The sequence below is a fragment of the Priestia endophytica DSM 13796 genome (assembly GCF_900115845.1).
GTDB lineage: Bacteria > Bacillota > Bacilli > Bacillales > Bacillaceae_H > Bacillus_I > Bacillus_I endophytica.
The window spans coordinates 254416-272646 of record NZ_FOXX01000006.1; the positions used below are offsets into that span (position 1 = coordinate 254416).

Here is an 18231-nt window from a genome sequence, read left to right on the forward strand (position 1 = left end):
TCCTATTAAGCTAACGGCGTAAAAACGTATTTGGATTCTATATTTCAAAAAAGATAGTTTCCACTTTCCCGAAAACACTGTTTATGAAACCGGTTTACTTCAACGAAAAAATAGTAAAAAGGTTTAAAAAAAGTTGATTTGATGCAAACTGAACGTGACAACAGAAAAAGGAGTTTTTCCATGAATAAAAGCATTTACGTTTTTTTGTTGAGTATCCTTTTCTTAACAGCGTGCAGTGGAGCAAATACAGAAACACAGCACCAAAATTCTATAGAAGTAAGCGAAAAAGCCGAAGATATGTATAAAACAAAGCTGAAAGACATTGATGGAAATACAATTGGAACAGCCACATTAACTGAAGGTAAAAGCGGGGTTACAATTCACTTGAAAGCGAAGAACTTACCATCAGGTGTACATGGATTTCATATTCATGAAAAAGGGGAATGTAAAGGAGCTGGATTTGAATCTGCTGGAGGTCATTTTAATCCATATAATAAAGAACACGGGTTAGACAATCCGAAGGGCCCGCATGCAGGAGATTTGCCGAATATTGAAGTTGACCAAAACGGCAAGGTAGATGTGAAAGTTGTAGCTCCTCTTGTTACATTAGAAGAAGGAAAGGAGAACTCTCTGTTTGATGAAGATGGGAGTGCTCTTATGATTCATGAGAAAGCAGATGATAACAAAACAAACCCTGCCGGAGATGCAGGAAGTAGAATTGCATGTGGAGTTATTCAAAAATAAACGATAGGGTGCAGTTTGCCTGCACTCTTTTTCTTATGTAAAAAAGTATAACAACCTACTGTGAAAGATTATGAACGTTTATTTGAGGAATTTTGGAGGTTTTTGATAGAAAATGATTGATTTTGAAAGGTGTTCATGTTAAATTAAGTTATGCAAAAGATGAAAGCGTTTGAAAGAGGCGATGTCTTCATGCTAACTCAAGAACGACATGAGTTAATTTTAAATCTCTTAGAAGAAAAAGACACAATTAAAATTAGTGAACTGATTCATATAACGGGCGCTTCTGAGTCTACAATAAGACGGGATCTCAGTCAGCTTGAAGAAGAAAACGTACTCAAACGCATACATGGAGGGGCAACCCTTTCTCGCAAAAAAACGTTTGAGATGAGCGTTGCTGAAAAATCCGCTCGAAACATTGAAGAAAAACGAAAGATCGCTCACTATGCGGCAAGCCTAATTGAATCTGGCGACTGTGTTTTTTTAGATGCAGGAACAACCACATATGAAATGATTCCGTTTTTAAATGATAAAGATATTACAGTAGTTACGAACGGATTACCCCATGTAGCTCACTTAGTACAAAATGAAATTGTTCTTTTTGTCATTGGGGGAGCTGTGAAACATAAAACAGGGGCCCTAATCGGAGTTAACGCGCTTGAAAGTCTAAAGCAGTATAGGTTTGATAAAGCATTTATTGGGGCAAACGGTGTTGATGCTGTTTATGGATATACAACACCAGATCCAGAGGAAGCAATGGTTAAACGATGTGCTATAGATCTTGCGAAAGAAAGCTTTATCTTGGCAGATGAGACAAAAATCTCAGAAGTGAGTTTTGCTAAAATTGCGGATTTAAAGCAAGCCGTTGTCATTACAAATGAACTAGAAGATGAACAAAAAGCTCTATTAAAAGAAAAAACAGATATAAAGGTTGTGACAACATGATTTATACGTGTACATTAAATCCTTCCGTTGACTATGTTGTTCATGTGAAGGAATTTGACTTAGGTGGATTAAATCGAACTTCATTTGATACAAAACATCCAGGTGGAAAAGGAATTAACGTTTCGCGTGTCTTGCATCGTCTTGGATTAGAAAGTACAGCACTTGGTTATACAGGTGGATTCACAGGCCAGTACATTAAAGATATTCTTGAACACGAAGGCACAAAAACTGCATTTGTGGAAGTTAATGAAGATACACGCATTAATATTAAGCTTAAGGCAGATGAAGAAACAGAAATTAATGGACAAGGTCCAACGCTAACAGAAGAGAATCTGCAGGCATTGTATCAACAATTCTCTTCATTAGAAGAAGGAGACTTTGTTGTTTTAGCAGGAAGCATTCCAAGTTCTGCACCGAAAGATATTTACGTGACGCTAACAAAGCTAGCTCGTGAAAAGGGCGCGCGCGTTGTTGTAGATACAAGCGGAAAAGATTTATTAGATATCGTAAAAGAAGGACCATTTTTCATTAAACCAAATCATCACGAACTTGGTGAACTTTTTGATGTTAGCATTCAAACAGCTGAAGAAGCTGTACCATATGCAAGAAAACTAATGGACATGGGAGCTGAGAACGTTATTGTTTCAATGGCTGGACAAGGTTCTTTACTTGTTACAAAAGATAATGTCTACAGAGCTAATGTTCCAAAAGGCGAACTAAAAAATTCGGTTGGTGCAGGCGATTCTCTTGTAGCCGGTTTCTTAGCTAGTTATGTGAAAGACGGAGATTTTGCAAAAGCATTACAAGTTGGAGCAGCTACAGGAAGTGCAACAGCATTTTCAATTGAACTTTGTACGAAAGACCATATGGAATCGTTACTACCGCAGATTCATGTTACAGGTATGGATGAGTAAGGGGGAAACAAAATGAAGATTACAGATTTACTAAAAAAAGATACGATTATTTTATCGCTTCAGAGTACAGAAAAAGCTAATGTAATTGATGAACTAGTTAGCAAACTTGATGAAGCAGGACGTTTATCAAGTCGAGAAGGATTCAAAGAGGCAATTTTAGCTCGTGAAGCACAAAGTACAACTGGAATTGGCGAAGGCATTGCTATTCCACATGCAAAAACAAGTGCTGTTGATACGCCTGCAATTGCTTTTGGTGTATCAAAGCAAGGTGTAGATTATGAGTCACTTGATGGCCAAAATGCACATTTGTTTTTCATGATTGCGGCAACAGAAGGAGCCAATAATGCTCACCTTGAGACATTATCAAGACTTTCTTCTTTTCTAATGGATGCGAATTTCCGTGAAACGCTTCTTCATGCATCTTCAGAAGACGAAGTGATTGCAGCAATTGATGCAAAAGAAAGAGAAGAAGAAGGCGAAGAAGAAGTTGAACAACCTTCAGAAGGATTAATTTTAGCTGTTACAGCCTGTCCGACAGGAATTGCCCATACGTACATGGCAGCTGATAGCTTAAAAGCAAAAGCTAAAGAATTAAATATGAATGTTAAAGTTGAAACAAACGGCTCAACAGGTGTGAAAAATGCGCTTACTGCTGAAGATATTGAAAACGCAGCAGGAATTATCGTTGCAGCTGATAAGCAAGTTGAAATGGAACGCTTTAAAGGCAAGAAAATTATCCAAGTTCCTGTAGCTCGTGCCATTCGTGAACCACAGATGCTTTTAGAAAAAGCATCTAGAGGTGAAGGAAGTACGTATCAAGGTAATGGTGGCAGTGATAAAAGCGAAGAATCGGGTTCAACTGAAAAGAAAGGAAATGCTTTTTATAAGCATTTAATGAATGGAATTTCAAATATGCTTCCGTTTGTTGTAGGTGGCGGACTTCTTATTGCTATTTCTTTCTTATTTGGTATTGATCAAGATGGTGGAATTAACAACCCATTCGCAAAAGTTTTAAATCAAATTGGAGCTGAAAACGCATTCCAACTATTAGTTCCTGTTTTAGCAGGTTATATCGCAATGAGTATTGCAGATCGTCCTGGTCTAGCTCCAGGTATGGTTGGTGGATACTTAGCTTTCACCGCAAACGCTGGATTTTTAGGTGGACTTATTGCAGGTTTCTTAGCAGGTTATGTTGTACTAGGGATTAAACGTGCTTTAAAAGGTTTACCACAGTCATTAGAAGGATTAAAACCTGTTCTTCTTTATCCGTTTTTAGGAATGTTAATTACGGGTCTTATCATGGTCTACGTAATCAACGGTCCTGTTGAAGCAATTAATACAGGCCTTCAAAACTGGTTAGGCGGTTTTGGTACAGGAAGCTTAGTTTTCCTTGGCATTCTGTTGGGTGGAATGATGGCAATTGACATGGGTGGCCCAATCAACAAAGCAGCATTTGCCTTTGGTATTGCAATGATTGATGCTGGAAACTATGCTCCACATGCAGCTGTTATGGCTGGTGGAATGGTACCACCACTTGGTTTAGCTCTTGCAACAACAATTTTCCGTAAAAAGTTTACACAACAAGAACGTAATACAGGGAAAACATGTTATGTTATGGGCTTAACGTTCATTACAGAAGGAGCAATCCCGTTTGCAGCAGCAGATCCACTTCGTGTTATTCCAGCTGCAGTTGTTGGTGCAGCAACTGCTGGTGCTTTAACAATGGCGTTTCATATTAAGCTTCTTGCGCCACACGGTGGAATCATCGTCTTCCCATTTGTGCAGGGAAGCGCACTTCTATATCTATTAGCAGTTGTAATCGGAGCGATTGTAACAGCGTTACTTGTAGGAGTATTAAAGAAAACAAAGAGTGAATAAAATTGAGCCGTTCTTCCTTTAGGAAGAACGGCTTTTTTGATAGAAAATGGCGTTTAATGACTATTTTTGTATATTCCCGTTTATTCTATGTGATATAGTAAAAATAGCACGTAATATGATAGAATGTGCGGAAAGTGAGGAAGGATAATTAAACGAATATTTCTGAATATTAAAAAATTTAATTGTTTTAAAAGTGAAGGGAGGAATAGAGATGAAATCTAACTTAACCGTAAAAATTATTGTAGCTTTAGTTTTAGGGGCAATTGTAGGGATTTCCTTACATATGATCTCTCCAGTTGCTTTTGATGGAGTCAACAAGTATCTGTTTGTTCCATTAGGTCAGATTTTCCTAAAGCTTATACAAATGTTGGTTGTCCCAATTGTTCTTTTTTCCATTATTTTAGGAGTAGCTGGGCTTGGTGACCCTAAAAAGATTGGTATTATTGGAACGAAGACAATTGCTTTCTTTCTTATTACAACTGCTTTAGCTATTACAATAGGGATTACTCTTGCGTCTATCATTCAGCCTGGTAAATTAATGGATGTTGATGCTTCATCAAGTCCAGGATTTGAGGCTGAAAAAACACCAGGCTTTGTTGACACTCTTTTGAACATTATTCCATCAAACCCTATTGCTGCTATGAGTAGTGGTGAAATGTTGCAAATTATCTTTTTTGCTGTATTTATTGGGGTAGGGCTTGCTGTACTAGGGGGAAAAACAGCAGGTATTTTAAAAATAGTAGAGCAAGGAAACGAACTTATGATGTACTTAGTAAACGTTGTAATGAAGTTTGCTCCATACGGTACATTTGGTTTAATCGCGACAGCTTCAGGCTTACAAGGATGGGAAGCAATCAGATCAATGGGTCTTTATATGAGTATTGTATTAATTGCTTTAGCTCTTCATTTCTTCGTTGTCTATGGAGGAGCAGTCGCACTTTTAGGAAAGTACAATCCGTTTACATTTTTCAAAAAGTTTTTCCCAGCAGCAACAGTCGCATTTAGCTTATCAAGCAGTAACGCCGTTTTACCACTTAGTATGAAAACGGCACAAAACGAATTGAAAGTTCCAAAAGCAATCAGTGGTTTTGTACAGCCCCTTGGTGCAACAATTAATATGGATGGAACAGCTATTATGCAAGGGGTTGCGACTATTTTTATTGCTCAAGTTTACGATGTGAATCTAACGTTGTCACAGCTTGTTATGGTTGTGTTAACAGCTGTACTTGCAAGCATCGGAACAGCAGGAGTTCCTGGCGTAGGTTTAATCATGTTAGCGATGGTATTAGAATCTGTTGGTTTGCCTGTCGCGGGGATTGGATTGATTATTGGGGTAGATCGTCTTCTTGATATGGTGAGAACGGCTGTTAATATTACAGGAGACGCAGCATGTGCGATGTACATTACAAAGTCTGAAGAACAAAAAGGACGCTTACACTTAGATGAGTCACTTGATATGAAAAATTAATTTTAACAAATAGACTTCCAATTATAATTGGAAGTCTATTTGTTTTTTTACAGAAAACGGATTTGAGACAAACAAGCATTTTTTTGTTAGAAAGATATATGTTTAATTATAGGCTAGGAGGTTATATGAGTTTATAAGGATGAAAAGAATTCAATAAATAGCAAAGGGGTAGATGAGATGATTAAGGAATATTCGCATGAGCCATTTACTGATTTTTTAATTGAGAAAAACTATCGAGAGATGGAACAAGCTCTTGAACATATAAAAAGCTACTTAGGGAAAAAACATAGCTTATTAATTGATGGAAAAAATGTTGAAACAGATGAAGAGATTACTTCTATTAACCCTGCTAACAAAGAGGAAGTAGTAGGCTACGTTTCAAAAGCAAGTAAAGAGCACGCAGAGGACGCGATGAAGGCTGCTCACCATGCTTTTGAAAGTTGGCGCTTGTGGGACGCAGAAGCGCGAGCAGAGCTTTTATTTAGAGCAGCAGCTATTACACGTCGGCGAAAAAAAGAATTAACAGCTCTCCTTATTAAAGAGGGCGGAAAACCGTGGAAAGAAGCAGATGCAGATATTGCAGAAGGCATTGATTTTATGGAGTATTATGGTCGAGAAATGATTCGTTTAAAAGACGGAGCTCCCGTAAAAAGCAGAGATGGAGAGAAAAATAAATATATTTATACAAGTATGGGGGTAACAGTTGTTATACCTCCATGGAATTTTGCTTTTGCAATCATGGTTGGTACAACAGTTGCTCCTATTGTGACAGGAAATACGGTTGTCCTAAAACCAGCTTCAAACACTCCTGTTATTGCTCGGGCTTTTATTGATATTCTGCAGGAAGCAGGGATACCGAAAGGCGTTGTCAACTTTTGCCCTGGAAGCGGTAGTGAAGTAGGTGATTATTTAGTGGACCATCCGTTAACACATCTTATTAGTTTTACAGGATCTCGTGAAGTTGGAACGAGAATTTATAATAGAGCTTCACAAGTAAGAGAAGGACAAAAATGGCTGAAGCGATCCATTATTGAAATGGGAGGCAAAGATACAGTTGTCGTAGATAAAAATGCAGATCTAGAGGCAGCAGCAGAAGAAATTTTTGTTTCGGCTTTTGGTTTTTCAGGACAAAAATGTTCTGCTGGTTCCAGAGCGGTTATCCATGAGGATGTATACGATAGGGTAGTCGAACGAGTTGTGAAAATTGCAGAAACCAAAAAAGTAGGAGACCCCGTAGATGGAAAAACATACATGGGACCTGTTATTGACCAAAGTTCATTTGATAAAATTATGGATTATATTGAAATTGGAAAAGAAGAAGGACGTCTTGTATATGGAGGAAAAAGCGATGATTCAAAAGGATTTTTCATTGATCCAACAATCTTTGCAGACGTTGATCCAAAAGCACGGATTATGCAGGAAGAGATATTTGGTCCTGTTTTAGCCTTTTCAAAAGGAGGAGACTTTAAAGAGCTTATTGAAATAGCAAATAATACAGAGTATGGATTAACAGGAGCCGTTTTTTCAAATAACCGCGAGCATCTGGAGTATGCAAAAGGTCACTTTCATGTTGGAAATCTATATTTCAACCGAAATTGCACAGGAGCAATTGTTGGATATCACCCATTTGGCGGCTTTAACATGTCTGGCACAGATTCTAAAGCAGGAGGTCCAGATTATCTTCCTTTACACATGCTTCCTAAAACAATTAGTGAAATGCTCTAAGAGATGAATAAATAAAAGCGAATGTAATCTTAGCATTCGCTTTTATTTATTGAAAAATTATACTTGTTTGAATTATCAGTATATGTTAAAATTTTAATAAGACGCACATTTTATTTCTAACATTATATTCAATTCTTTATAGAACAAAGCGCCCCGAGCAGTCATTAATCATAAAGCTGTTTGTGGGTGCTTTTTTATAAGAAGGGGGGAGATATTGTGCTAGCGTGGTTAGAGCAGTTTCTGCAGCTGTTCGCACTAGTCGCTACGACTTTTACCACGATAACAATCGGCGTAAAAAACATGAAAAGTATGAAAGATATCAAAAAGAAACCAAAACGAAAGAGGCGATTTTTGTAGAGCATCTTTAGAGAAGTTAAGGAAATAAGAGTGTGCGTCCCATCTCATTGTAAAGTATAAAAAATCATTTGGAAAAGGGGAGAAAAAGATGGCTAAAGTCGGCTTAATTCCTTTTAAAGTACAGGAAGTTCGTGAATCATCAAATGAGGTACCACCAGGGGTGCGACTTATTGATGCACCGCTTGTATGGCAACAAGGATATAGAGGGGAAGAAGTTATTGTTGCTGTTCTTGATACAGGATGCGAAGTAGATCATCCTGACTTAAAAGACCAAATTGTTGATGTTTATAACTTTACAGAAGATGATACAAAAGAGAATGTAAAAGACTATAACGGCCACGGTACGCATGTTGCAGGAACGATTGCTGCTATGGAAAACGATATGGGCGTTGTAGGTGTAGCACCAAAAGCAGGGTTGCTTGTTCTTAAAGTTCTCGATAAACAAGGGATGGGGCAAACAGACTGGATTATAAAAGCTATTCAATATGCAACAGAGTGGAGAGGAAAACAAGGAGAAAAAGTAAGTATTATTTCAATGTCTCTAGGTGGATCACAAGATGATCCAGCTCTTCATAAAGCTGTTCAAGAAGCTGTTGCAGCAAACATTTTAGTTGTTTGTGCAGCGGGAAATGAAGGCGATGGAAACGATCAAACAGATGAGTATGCGTATCCAGGGGCATATGAGGAAGTGGTTCAAGTCGGATCTGTGAATTTACGCGGTCAGCTTTCAGAATTTAGCAATACAAATGACAAAATTGATTTAGTAGCTCCAGGAGAGGAAATTTTGTCAACATATCTGAAAGGGAAATTTGCCGTATTAAGTGGAACATCAATGGCCACTCCGCACGTTGCAGGAGCAGCAGCGCTTTTAGCAAACAAATGGAAACAAGATTACGGCAAAGATATCACAGAGCCGGAGCTTTATGAACGTCTTATTTCTCACACTGTTTCACTTGGAAATGACCGGAGCGGAGAAGGACACGGACTTTTGAAGATGCATAAGACGCTCGAAGAAGTCGCCTCAACGAGAGAAGAATAAAAAAAGCCTAAACTTTTGTTTAGGCTTTCTTTATGATTTTTAACGTATTGAAAAGGGCTGTATTCTTAGGAAGAAACTCAATTCCTTTATGCTTGCTGGTAAGCATAATCTACATAAAGAGCTAGGAGGCTAGCTGTCTCATTTTGAAGAAGAGTAAAATTAGCATAGGCTTCTATTTTACTGTTTTTTTCGCTATGAAAAAAGGGACTTTTTCATCCACTTTTGTCATACTTCTTTATTATAGGCTGCTTCAAGAAAATTTTTTTGAATGGGAAGAGGAATCCCTTAGCTATTCTCTGCCACTTATGTTTGGCAACTCCCTAGACGTTCGCGATATATTGAGTTAACCATTTTTCTTATCAAGATAATAACGTTTTCTTCCCTTATTTTTGAGGTACACTAAACATCTTGTTTTTTTAAAAGTTAATGAATATTTTAGAAAATTTATAGAATTTTGTTTAATTCAGTTTTTCTTTTTGATTTTTGCTTTTTCATGTAGTAGGATTAAGTTTGTAAAATAAGGGTGAGTAGGTGGCATTGTGCTTCTAATGAGTGTTATAGGTCTTATAGGTTGTTTAGTTTTTTTTCTTGTTTATCAGCGCTACATCCCTGTTGTGGGCGTCAAAAAGGTAACTTCATGTCAGGAAGTGGAGAGTGCTATCTTAATTGACGTTCGCGATTTTCACGAAGTTAAAACAAAGCCGTGTGAAGATGCACTGCATATTCCATTGCCGTATTTGAAAAGGCAATACGGTGATATTCCGAAGAATGAAGTTGTTATTATCGTATCTGATGCTGTCTTAAAAAATTTAACCGTTAGACAGCTAAGTCGTAAAGGCGTTAGGGTAAAAGGATACTGGTGTTTATAAACAATTTGTACTAAGGAATGATTTAAAAAAGACTTGTCTATTGGCAAGTCTTTTTTATAATGTGCCATTGAGGTAAACTTGTAACTCTTTTGTTACCATTTGTCGAAGTAACCAATTTATACTAGAATAATAAACTAATTTTCGACAATATTTGGGGGTTATTTGTAAGAATGAAGCAAAAAGAAGGTAACAAAAAAGGATGGAGCAATAGCGTTAAGAAAATCGCAATTGGTGCAGCTGTTGTACTCATAAGCCTTGGTGGAGTAGCGGCAGTGGAGAAGGCTCAAAGCAGCACTGATAAGAGTTCAATGGAGAAAAGCGTAGACTCACCGGAAGAGAAAATGAAAACGGAAGCAATTCAGCAAGAAGAAAAGAAAGAGCAAGCTTCTATACATAAGAACGAAGAGCAAGAAGAGTCGAATCAAGCATCCCAAGAGAAAGAAAATCAAGCTGAAAACTCAGTAGAGCCAAATCAATCTATAGAAGAAGCAGCTAAACAACAGAATAAAAGTATACCAGACATGAAGGCGGAAGAAGTAAAAGAAAAAGAGAAAGAAAAAGTACAAAAAGAAAAAAAATCACAAGAGACAGAAGAGAAGAAAGAAACAAAACCAAAAGTGGATGAGGAAGAGAAAGCAGACAAAGAAAATAAAGAAGAGAAGAAACAAGAGAATGTGTCTTCTTCACCTGACAATAAACAAGAACAAGCATCTTCTCAGCAGAGTCAAAATCAAACGACCCCTTCTACACCTGAATTGCCAACAGCTCCCTCAAGAGAAGAGAATCAAGAAGAGAAAGTCGTTTATCTAACATTTGACGATGGTCCTAGTACACATACCCAAGAAATTCTCCAAATCCTTGATGCACATAATGCTAAGGGAACGTTTTTTATGCTTGGACCTAATATGAAGCGTTTCCCTGAAGCAACGAAAGCAATTGTAGAAGGAGGCCATGAGCCTGCTTTACATGGAGTAAGTCATGATGCTCAACAAATCTATCAATCTAAAGATACGGTTGTTGGGGAGATGAAAGAAGCACAGGATGATCTTTATAATTTAACAGGCGTGCGCACAAACCTTATTCGTACTCCTTATGGAAGCGTTCCATATATGAAGCCTGAGTATTTAGCAGCTGTGCACCAAAACGGATTTGAACTGTGGGATTGGAATATTGATAGTCTAGATTGGAAATACAAAGATGCTCGTTATGTGAACGGTGTTATTCATGATATTGAAACGAAATCTTTTAAAGAACCAGTAATTCTACTACATGACAAACAAACAACGGCTCAACATTTGAATGACCTATTAGACTACTTAAGTGCTCATGGCTATAAAATGAAGCCACTTGACGATACGCTACCAGTTGTTCATTTTTAAAAAATGGTGTTATTGTGAAGGCTTTTCCTTTTTAGGACAAGCCTTCTGTTTTTTGTGGAAGGTGAATTAGATTTTAAAATTTGTTATGATAGCAAAGGCAACTTATGAAAGTGATATAAGCATGTACATTGCAGATTAGAGGAGTTATATGATGAAAAGCGTTTTGCTGCTTTTAGTTCTTCTATTAACAGTTTTACTAGGTGGATGTGGTCTAAATTTACAACCACCAAGCTCGTTAATGAAAAGCCCAAAAGTCGAAAAAAACGAGCAAGCATTGAAAGAACAAATAAAGAAAGATTCTTTATATCGGACACGCCCCTTTTTACTTACTCCAAAACATTCCGAAGAGAAACGTTCTATTTATATCGAAGATTTTGATGGAGATGGGGAGAAAAATGAAGCAGTTTTCTTCTACAAGAATGAAAAAAAACCTTTTGAAATCAAGATGGTTTTCTATCAAAAGAAGGAGCAATGGGAAAAGGTTGCAACTAAAACAATTCAAAATTATGGGGAGATTACAGATCTGTCTCCTATTCAAGTAAAAGGACAGAAGGCAATGCTTTTGGCTGCTGGATTTGGATATGATGGTATAAGTGAGAAAAAAATGCACATCTATAGATTTTCCGATTCAAAAATAGACGATATTTTTCAAACCCCTTATACTCGCACTATTGCAGCAGATTTCGATGAAGATGGAAGCAGCGAAATTATAACGCTTAGCCTCCAAAAGGGAAAAGAGTTTACAGCTCGCCTTTTTAAAGCAGACGATGGGGTTTTTGTGGAGAAGTCCTCTCTTAAACTTGATTCATCTATTAATGGCATTGAGCAAATGAAAGCTGGTTATTATACAAAAGGGAAAAAAGGAGTTTTCATTGATGTGGGAGTCGGGGCCCATTCTGCTTCAACATATGTTCTTGGATACGAGGAAGGCAAGCTTGTTATGAAGCTTGATGCAAAGAATGAAGATGCCATCAAGTCTATGATTGTTTATAGTGAGGATGTTAATGAGAATGGGATTATTGAGATAGGGAAGACGGTTGTGCCAAAAGGATGGGAAAAAGAGCCTTTTGCATCACTACCGTGGTTTGTATATTACTATGAACTAAAAGAAGATGGCTCGTTAAAAAAAGTTGCGGAACATTATCCAAACTATGAACAAGGGTATGAGCTTACATTTCCAAAAGAGTGGTTCGGCCTTATCACAATCGCTCGTTCTACAAATGAACACAAGCTTACGATTGAGCGAGTTAAAGACGGTAAAAATCTTTTCACTCTCTATCGTTTTACAAATAAAGAGTGGGAAAGCCAAAGTAAGAGCTATATTGAAATTGAGAATACACTAAAGCATGTCTATGCAATGAAAGCAGAAGAAGAAAGAAAGTATGGTTCTCTCTTTCATCTTTTATCAGAAAATATTAGAGACTAAGTAAGGTGACAAAGCTATGGGGAAAATTTTAGTATTAGAAGACGAAAGTGCAATTCGCAGTTTTATTGTTTTAAATTTAAAAAAAGCGGGTTATGACGTTACGGAAGCTCATACTGGAGAACAAGCGCTAGAACTTATGGAAAGCTCTTCTTTTGATATTGCTTTATTAGACGTGATGCTACCCGGAATTGATGGGTTTTCCGTATGCGAGCGAATTCGACAAAAAAATGAGCTTGTGGGAATTATTATGCTTACAGCTCGAACGCAGGACGAAGATAAAGTAGAAGGATTAACAATTGGAGCAGACGATTATATTACAAAACCGTTTAGTCCAAGCGAGCTAACGGCGAGAATTCACTCTCTTTTGCGAAGACTTGGTCGCATTCAAAAACGAGATCAAGACATTGTAAAGTCAGGGCCGTTTGAACTTTACCTTGTTAATGAGGTGTTGAAAAAAAGAGGAGAAGAAATCGATTTAACGCCAACGGAATTTTGTTTGATGCAGGAATTTATGAGCGCCCCAAAGGAATTATTTTCACGTCATGAGCTGTTGGATCGCGTATGGGGAGAGGAGTACATAGGAGATCCTAAAGTGGTTGATGTTAATATTAGAAGATTGAGACGAAAAATTGAAGATAATCCTTCACGCCCTACTTATATTGAAACAGTTTGGGGAAGAGGATATTACTGGAAAGGCGAGGGAGAATGAGGCGGCGAATTCTTCTCTATTTCATGTCGGTTATTCTTCTCATTGTGATCCTTTTTCAAGCTATCTTTACTTTTGCTATTTATCATTATTATTATGGAAACATTGAAGAAACGATCCGTCAGCATGCTCAAACAAGCCGTTCTTTTTTTGATCAGTATCACCCGCTCTATACATTCGATTTAAAAGAGTATAGCAGTGAAATTATTCATTCATTTCAGATGCCTGGTACAAACCTTCTCCTTTTAAATAGCAGAGGAGAAGTTGTTCAATCTTCATCTGGATTGGCAGTAGAGAAGAAAGTTAACATTCCGACGTTTTTAAAAGAAGGGGGCACTTTAAAAGATATTGTCTATTCTCCGCTAGGCGAGAAAGTCATGACCTTTTATCAACCGCTCTTTCATCAAGATCAAGTGATTGGTTATCTTTGTTATGAAACATCGTTAACAGATATTGATAAAATGATTTTACGTTTTACCATCATAACGCTTGTTCTCAATTTGATTATTGCATCCGCAGCTTTTATCTTAAGCTGGAGATTATCAAATTCTTTTTTAAAACCTATTCAGCATATCATTTCTATTTCCTCGAAAATGGCAAAAGGTCAATTTCAAAATCGTATTGAGACAAAAAGCCCGGACGAACTTGGTCATCTTGCCCTAACTTTAAATTATATGGCAGATGAAATTCAAGAAAACGAGCGTTTGAAGAATGAGTTCATATCTTCGATTTCTCATGAGTTAAGAACCCCGCTTACAGGAATTAAAGGATGGGCTGAAACGTTGAAAGATCCCGACTATCTTTCTAAGGATGAAATTGCGCAAGGCATGGGAATTATCTCTTCTGAAACAGACCGGCTTATTCATCTTGTAGAAGATTTGTTAGACTTTTCACGGTTGCAAGCTAATCGAATTACGCTCTTTAAACATACGTTTGACCTTAATGAGCTTTTAGAGGAAATTGTGTTTCACTGGAAGATAAAAGCACAGGAAAAACAAATCTCACTAACTTATAGCGGTGATTGTGCTGTATTTTGGGGAGACGAAAATCGATTAAAGCAAGTGTTCTTAAATATTATTGATAATGCGGTGAAGTATACAGGAACAAAGGGCGAAGTAAAAGTTTCCCTGCAAAAATTTAAAAAAGCTGTAAGTGTGAAAATTTGTGATAATGGACAAGGTATTTCCGAAGAACATATCCCGCATATCTCAAAAACGTTTTATCAAGCAGATATAAAGCATAACGGTGCTGGGATTGGTTTGGCTATTGCCTACAATATTGTGGCTCTTCACGGTGGGAAAATTGATGTGAATAGTGAAGAAGGAATTGGAACAGAAGTAGTTGTTATTCTACCCTTTTTAGAAGCTTAAAAGCTCTCTTTATGTGAGAGCTTTTTTTGTATAAAAAAATTTGTCGTGCAAAAAAGTTTGAATGAGGCTTTTCTTTTAAGGTATCTTATAGAAAAGGCGAGAGGTGAGCGCAGTGGTGTATATGAGAGAAATTACAAGAAAAGATTTAAAGAAAATCGTCAACTGGGCTTCTAGTGAAGAAGAGCTAATGACATGGGCAGGCTCTAGTTTTTCTTATCCTTTAAAAATAGATGAATTAAAAGCGTACATAAAGGGGGCAAATGGGATAGGAAGTGACCGATATATTTTTGTCCTTGTTCAAGATGATGACGTTGTAGGACACATTAGCCTTGCTCACATTGATTATCAAAACCGTTCAGGACGAATTGGAAGGGTTGTTGTTGAAGAAAATAGCCGTGGAAAAGGTTATGGAACATTGATGATGAAGCATATGCTACAGATTGGGTTCGAAGAGCTGAACTTAAACCGCATCAGTCTTGGAGTATATGATTTCAATGTATCTGCTTATAAAACATACGAAAAACTTGGCTTTGTTCAAGAAGGAATTCTGCGCGAGAAGCTCAAAACAACAAACGGCTATTGGAATAGCATTGAAATGAGTATGCTAAGTAAAGAATGGAAGCAACGCAACGGTTTAATTAAAAAGTAAAAAGGGAAAGATAACGAGAAGTAATGGTACCTTAAACTGTTGGTTGGAGGAATGAAAAGATGAATTCTAATTATGAGCATATCTTAGAGCCGTTTACGTTTAAAAGCGGTGTAGAATTAAAAAATAGAGTAATGCTTGCCCCAATGACGAACTATGCTTCTGATGATGAAACAGGCGAAGTAACAGAAGAAGAACTTGCTTATTACAGTAAGCGAACTGGAGGGGTTGGAGCTATCATTACAGCTTGCGCTTACGTAACGAGAGATGGAAAAGGCTTTAAAGGAGAAATCGGATCCCACCAAGACAATCTCGTACCCAGCTTACAAAAGTTAGCAAATACGATTCAACATAGAGGCACAAAAGCTATTTTGCAAATTTTTCACGGGGGACGCATGTGCCCACCAGAGCTGCTAGAAGATAGAACTCCTATTAGTGCAAGTGCTGTTGCTCCCGAACGCGAAGGAAGTGTGACGCCAAGAGAAATGACGGAGGAGGACATTGAACGTGTTATTGAAGGATTTAAGGAATCTGCCAAACGTGCGCTTGAAGCAGGATTTGATGGCGTAGAAATTCACGGAGCTAATACGTATTTGCTTCAGCAATTTTTCTCTCCTCATTCCAATCGTCGCCAAGATAAATGGGGTGGCGATGTTTACAATCGAATGAACTTTATTAAAGAAGTCATTAAAGAGGTAAAATCGGTTGTAGAAAATCGTCCTTTTGTGATTGGTTACCGTTTCTCACCTGAAGAAATTGAAAACCCAGGTATTACAATGGAAGATACGTTTAAGCTTATTGACTTTTTAAAAGAACAAAATTTAGACTATCTGCATATTTCGGTTCAAGATTTCTGGGGAGGATCAATACGTGATAAAGAGGATAAGGCTTCTCGAGTTTTACTAGCGAAAGAGCGCATCGGTGACAAGGTGCCGCTTATTGGCGTTGGGTCTTTACATACACCAGCAGATGTTGCAAAAGCTCTAGAAGAAGTGCCGCTCGTTGCACTTGGCAGAGAGTTGATCATGGAACCTCAGTGGATTCAAAAAGTAGAAAAAGGTGAAGAGCAAGATATTCGTACGACACTCAGCAAGAACAGTCAGAAAGAGCTCGTTATTCCTGATGATTTATGGAATGCCATTATGAATACGCCAGGATGGTTTCCTGTTGAAGAATAAAAAAGTCCTTCATACGAAGGACTTTTTTATTAAGAAGATAGCCTTTTCTTTTCTTCTAATGAAAGAGGAGAAGAGAAAAGAAATCCAACTGCTATGCCTAAAAGAGCGGGAACGACCCATCCAACTCCAGCCTCATAGAGCGGAAACAAAGAGAGTACTGCATCAAGTTTCTTGTTTGAAAATACGGTGTTGATCGTTTCAAAAAAGCTAAAGAGACCAGAGAAAACAATTGCATAACGATATACAGATTTTCTATAGCGAAGCGTACGATCAAAAAGACCAAGTACAATCAAAACAACAGCCATTGGGTAAATAAAACCAAGCAAAGGGGAGGATAAAGCCAATATTTGATTCAACCCTAAGTTTGCAATAGCTAAACTGACTATAGTGAGTAAAGTTGCCCACCCTTTGTATGATAAAAAGGGAAAAAGGGCAGAAAAATATTGACTGCATGAAATGATAAGTCCGATAGAAACGCACAAACAAGCTAAGGTAAATAATATACCTAAAAGAAGCGTACCAAATTCTCCAAAAAGGGTAGACATTACGATTGTTAAGACGTCAGTACCGTTATTAGCTGTTCCAATTGAAGAACTTGAACCACCTAAATATGCTAATATAGCGTAAATAGAAGCAAGAAGTGCCCCTGCACCAAGTCCAGCTATCATCATATACTTTGAAACTTTCTTTGGTTCTTGGACTCCCTTTGCTGAAATTGCATTTGCTACAAAAATTCCAAACACAAGCGCAGCTAAAGCGTCCATTGTTTGGTAGCCGTCTAAAAATCCTTTGAAGAATGTATTTGTTTGATAAACTTCTTCTGCTTGTTGAAAATTGCCAAGCGGCGTAATAAGACTTTTTACAAAAATCATCAAAATAAGACCTAATAAAATAGGAGTTAACAGTTTTCCAAAGCGGTCAACAAGCTTTGATGGTGAAAGGCTCAGCCATAGAACAAGTGCAAAAAAGATTATGGTATAGATTCCGAGAAGAAGGGATGAAGAAGGAAGAAACGGCTTCATTCCCATTTCATACGCAATAGTCCCTGCACGAGGAATAGCAAGTCCCGGGCCAATTGAAACGTAAATAACAAGTGGAAAGAAGAAAGCAAAGCTTTTGTGAACACGAGATCCTATCGTTTGGATACTTCCTGTATTAGCAATGGTCATTACTCCTAAAATAGGAAGTCCAACGGCTGTAATAATAAAACCAATTAATGCAATTACCATCTCTTCGCTAGAAGCTCTTCCTAAAAAAGCAGGAAAGATTAGATTACCCGCTCCAAAAAACATGGAAAAAAGCATAAAGCTTAGTAGAAGAAGCTCTTTGTTGCTTAAATTTTTCATGATGTAAGTCCTCTCTTTTTTTCATGTATGTAGTATAACAGCACATAAGAGGACAATCTACAGCACTTTAAAAGTAGTAAAATTCAAAAAACTTATCTCTCCCACTCTATAAAATTCCTCTGTATAAACATGAGTTATTTTCGCTTATTTAATGTGGTAAGTAAGGCTAAAAAAAGCACTACAAAAACAATACCGCTCCACATTAGTGTATCAATTAAAAAATCCATCTTTTATTCACCTCGCG

16 protein-coding genes are annotated in these 18231 nt (G+C 37.4%); 15 read left to right on the forward strand and 1 reads right to left on the reverse strand.

Annotated elements, in window-relative coordinates:
• Nucleotides 1-180 precede the first annotated feature (180 nt).
• The 15 genes from BM012_RS13535 to BM012_RS13605 all read left to right on the forward strand — a co-directional run bounded on the left by BM012_RS13535 (nt 181) and on the right by BM012_RS13605 (nt 16641).
• On the forward strand, nt 181-744 hold the full coding sequence (locus tag BM012_RS13535) for a superoxide dismutase family protein (RefSeq protein WP_061805460.1): 564 nt from the start codon (nt 181-183) through the stop codon (nt 742-744).
• 189 nt (nt 745-933) lie between these two features.
• Nucleotides 934-1686, forward strand: a complete 753-nt coding sequence (locus tag BM012_RS13540) for a DeoR/GlpR family DNA-binding transcription regulator (protein WP_061805461.1) — start codon at nt 934-936, stop codon at nt 1684-1686.
• A complete protein-coding gene (gene pfkB, locus BM012_RS13545) occupies nt 1683-2600 on the forward strand; it encodes a 1-phosphofructokinase (RefSeq protein ID WP_061805462.1) in 918 nt (305 codons plus the stop codon). The genes BM012_RS13540 and pfkB overlap by 4 nt, the downstream gene beginning before the upstream one ends.
• Nucleotides 2601-2612: 12 nt before the next feature.
• Nucleotides 2613-4478 carry a PTS fructose transporter subunit IIABC gene (locus BM012_RS13550; RefSeq protein ID WP_061805463.1) on the forward strand — a complete coding sequence of 622 codons (1866 nt, stop codon included), beginning with the start codon at nt 2613-2615 and terminating at the stop codon, nt 4476-4478.
• A 211-nt stretch (nt 4479-4689) separates the two neighbouring features.
• Nucleotides 4690-5946, forward strand: coding sequence for a dicarboxylate/amino acid:cation symporter (locus BM012_RS13555; protein WP_061805464.1), 1257 nt, complete (start codon nt 4690-4692; stop codon nt 5944-5946).
• 177 nt (nt 5947-6123) lie between these two features.
• Nucleotides 6124-7671 carry an L-glutamate gamma-semialdehyde dehydrogenase gene (pruA, locus tag BM012_RS13560; RefSeq protein WP_061805465.1) on the forward strand — a complete coding sequence of 516 codons (1548 nt, stop codon included), beginning with the start codon at nt 6124-6126 and terminating at the stop codon, nt 7669-7671.
• Nucleotides 7672-7895: 224 nt separating this feature from the next.
• On the forward strand, nt 7896-8039 hold the full coding sequence (locus BM012_RS26435; RefSeq protein ID WP_161939324.1) for a hypothetical protein: 144 nt from the start codon (nt 7896-7898) through the stop codon (nt 8037-8039).
• Nucleotides 8040-8116: 77 nt separating this feature from the next.
• Nucleotides 8117-9067 carry a S8 family peptidase gene (locus BM012_RS13565; RefSeq protein ID WP_061805466.1) on the forward strand — a complete coding sequence of 317 codons (951 nt, stop codon included), beginning with the start codon at nt 8117-8119 and terminating at the stop codon, nt 9065-9067.
• A 548-nt stretch (nt 9068-9615) separates the two neighbouring features.
• Nucleotides 9616-9936, forward strand: coding sequence for a rhodanese-like domain-containing protein (locus BM012_RS13575; RefSeq protein ID WP_100217220.1), 321 nt, complete (start codon nt 9616-9618; stop codon nt 9934-9936).
• Between the two features lie 170 nt (nt 9937-10106).
• Nucleotides 10107-11315 (forward strand): polysaccharide deacetylase family protein, encoded by a 1209-nt coding sequence (locus tag BM012_RS13580; RefSeq protein ID WP_061805468.1) that lies wholly within the window; start codon nt 10107-10109, stop codon nt 11313-11315.
• 151 nt (nt 11316-11466) lie between these two features.
• Complete coding sequence (locus tag BM012_RS13585) at nt 11467-12741, forward strand: hypothetical protein (protein WP_061805469.1); 1275 nt, start codon at nt 11467-11469, stop codon at nt 12739-12741.
• A 16-nt stretch (nt 12742-12757) separates the two neighbouring features.
• Nucleotides 12758-13450, forward strand: a complete 693-nt coding sequence (locus BM012_RS13590) for a response regulator transcription factor (protein ID WP_061805470.1) — start codon at nt 12758-12760, stop codon at nt 13448-13450.
• The gene (locus BM012_RS13595; protein WP_064505024.1) at nt 13447-14817 is read left to right on the forward strand and encodes a sensor histidine kinase; all 1371 of its coding nucleotides are present in this window, start codon (nt 13447-13449) and stop codon (nt 14815-14817) included. The genes BM012_RS13590 and BM012_RS13595 overlap by 4 nt, the downstream gene beginning before the upstream one ends.
• A gap of 121 nt (nt 14818-14938) precedes the next feature.
• A complete protein-coding gene (locus BM012_RS13600; protein WP_206765251.1) occupies nt 14939-15466 on the forward strand; it encodes a GNAT family N-acetyltransferase in 528 nt (175 codons plus the stop codon).
• 59 nt (nt 15467-15525) lie between these two features.
• Nucleotides 15526-16641 (forward strand): NADH-dependent flavin oxidoreductase, encoded by a 1116-nt coding sequence (locus BM012_RS13605; protein ID WP_061805473.1) that lies wholly within the window; start codon nt 15526-15528, stop codon nt 16639-16641.
• A 29-nt stretch (nt 16642-16670) separates the two neighbouring features.
• Here BM012_RS13605 and brnQ read toward each other — a convergent pair whose 3' ends face one another.
• A complete protein-coding gene (gene brnQ / locus BM012_RS13610) occupies nt 16671-17987 on the reverse strand; it encodes a branched-chain amino acid transport system II carrier protein (RefSeq protein WP_061805474.1) in 1317 nt (438 codons plus the stop codon).
• Between the last annotated feature and the right edge of the window lie 244 nt (nt 17988-18231).

Excerpts from the sequence above, each read along its gene's own strand:
- BM012_RS13535 (WP_061805460.1), top strand. The coding sequence starts at position 181 with ATGAATAAAAGCATTTACGTTTTTTTGTTGAGTATCCTTTTCTTAACA.
- BM012_RS13540 (WP_061805461.1), top strand. The coding sequence starts at position 934 with ATGCTAACTCAAGAACGACATGAGTTAATTTTAAATCTCTTAGAAGAA.
- pfkB (WP_061805462.1), top strand. The coding sequence starts at position 1,683 with ATGATTTATACGTGTACATTAAATCCTTCCGTTGACTATGTTGTTCAT.
- BM012_RS13550 (WP_061805463.1), top strand. The coding sequence starts at position 2,613 with ATGAAGATTACAGATTTACTAAAAAAAGATACGATTATTTTATCGCTT.
- BM012_RS13555 (WP_061805464.1), top strand. The coding sequence starts at position 4,690 with ATGAAATCTAACTTAACCGTAAAAATTATTGTAGCTTTAGTTTTAGGG.
- pruA (WP_061805465.1), top strand. The coding sequence starts at position 6,124 with ATGATTAAGGAATATTCGCATGAGCCATTTACTGATTTTTTAATTGAG.
- BM012_RS13565 (WP_061805466.1), top strand. The coding sequence starts at position 8,117 with ATGGCTAAAGTCGGCTTAATTCCTTTTAAAGTACAGGAAGTTCGTGAA.
- BM012_RS13575 (WP_100217220.1), top strand. The coding sequence starts at position 9,616 with ATGAGTGTTATAGGTCTTATAGGTTGTTTAGTTTTTTTTCTTGTTTAT.
- BM012_RS13580 (WP_061805468.1), top strand. The coding sequence starts at position 10,107 with ATGAAGCAAAAAGAAGGTAACAAAAAAGGATGGAGCAATAGCGTTAAG.
- BM012_RS13585 (WP_061805469.1), top strand. The coding sequence starts at position 11,467 with ATGAAAAGCGTTTTGCTGCTTTTAGTTCTTCTATTAACAGTTTTACTA.
- BM012_RS13590 (WP_061805470.1), top strand. The coding sequence starts at position 12,758 with ATGGGGAAAATTTTAGTATTAGAAGACGAAAGTGCAATTCGCAGTTTT.
- BM012_RS13595 (WP_064505024.1), top strand. The coding sequence starts at position 13,447 with ATGAGGCGGCGAATTCTTCTCTATTTCATGTCGGTTATTCTTCTCATT.
- BM012_RS13600 (WP_206765251.1), top strand. The coding sequence starts at position 14,939 with ATGAGAGAAATTACAAGAAAAGATTTAAAGAAAATCGTCAACTGGGCT.
- BM012_RS13605 (WP_061805473.1), top strand. The coding sequence starts at position 15,526 with ATGAATTCTAATTATGAGCATATCTTAGAGCCGTTTACGTTTAAAAGC.
- brnQ (WP_061805474.1), bottom strand. The coding sequence starts at position 17,987 with ATGAAAAATTTAAGCAACAAAGAGCTTCTTCTACTAAGCTTTATGCTT.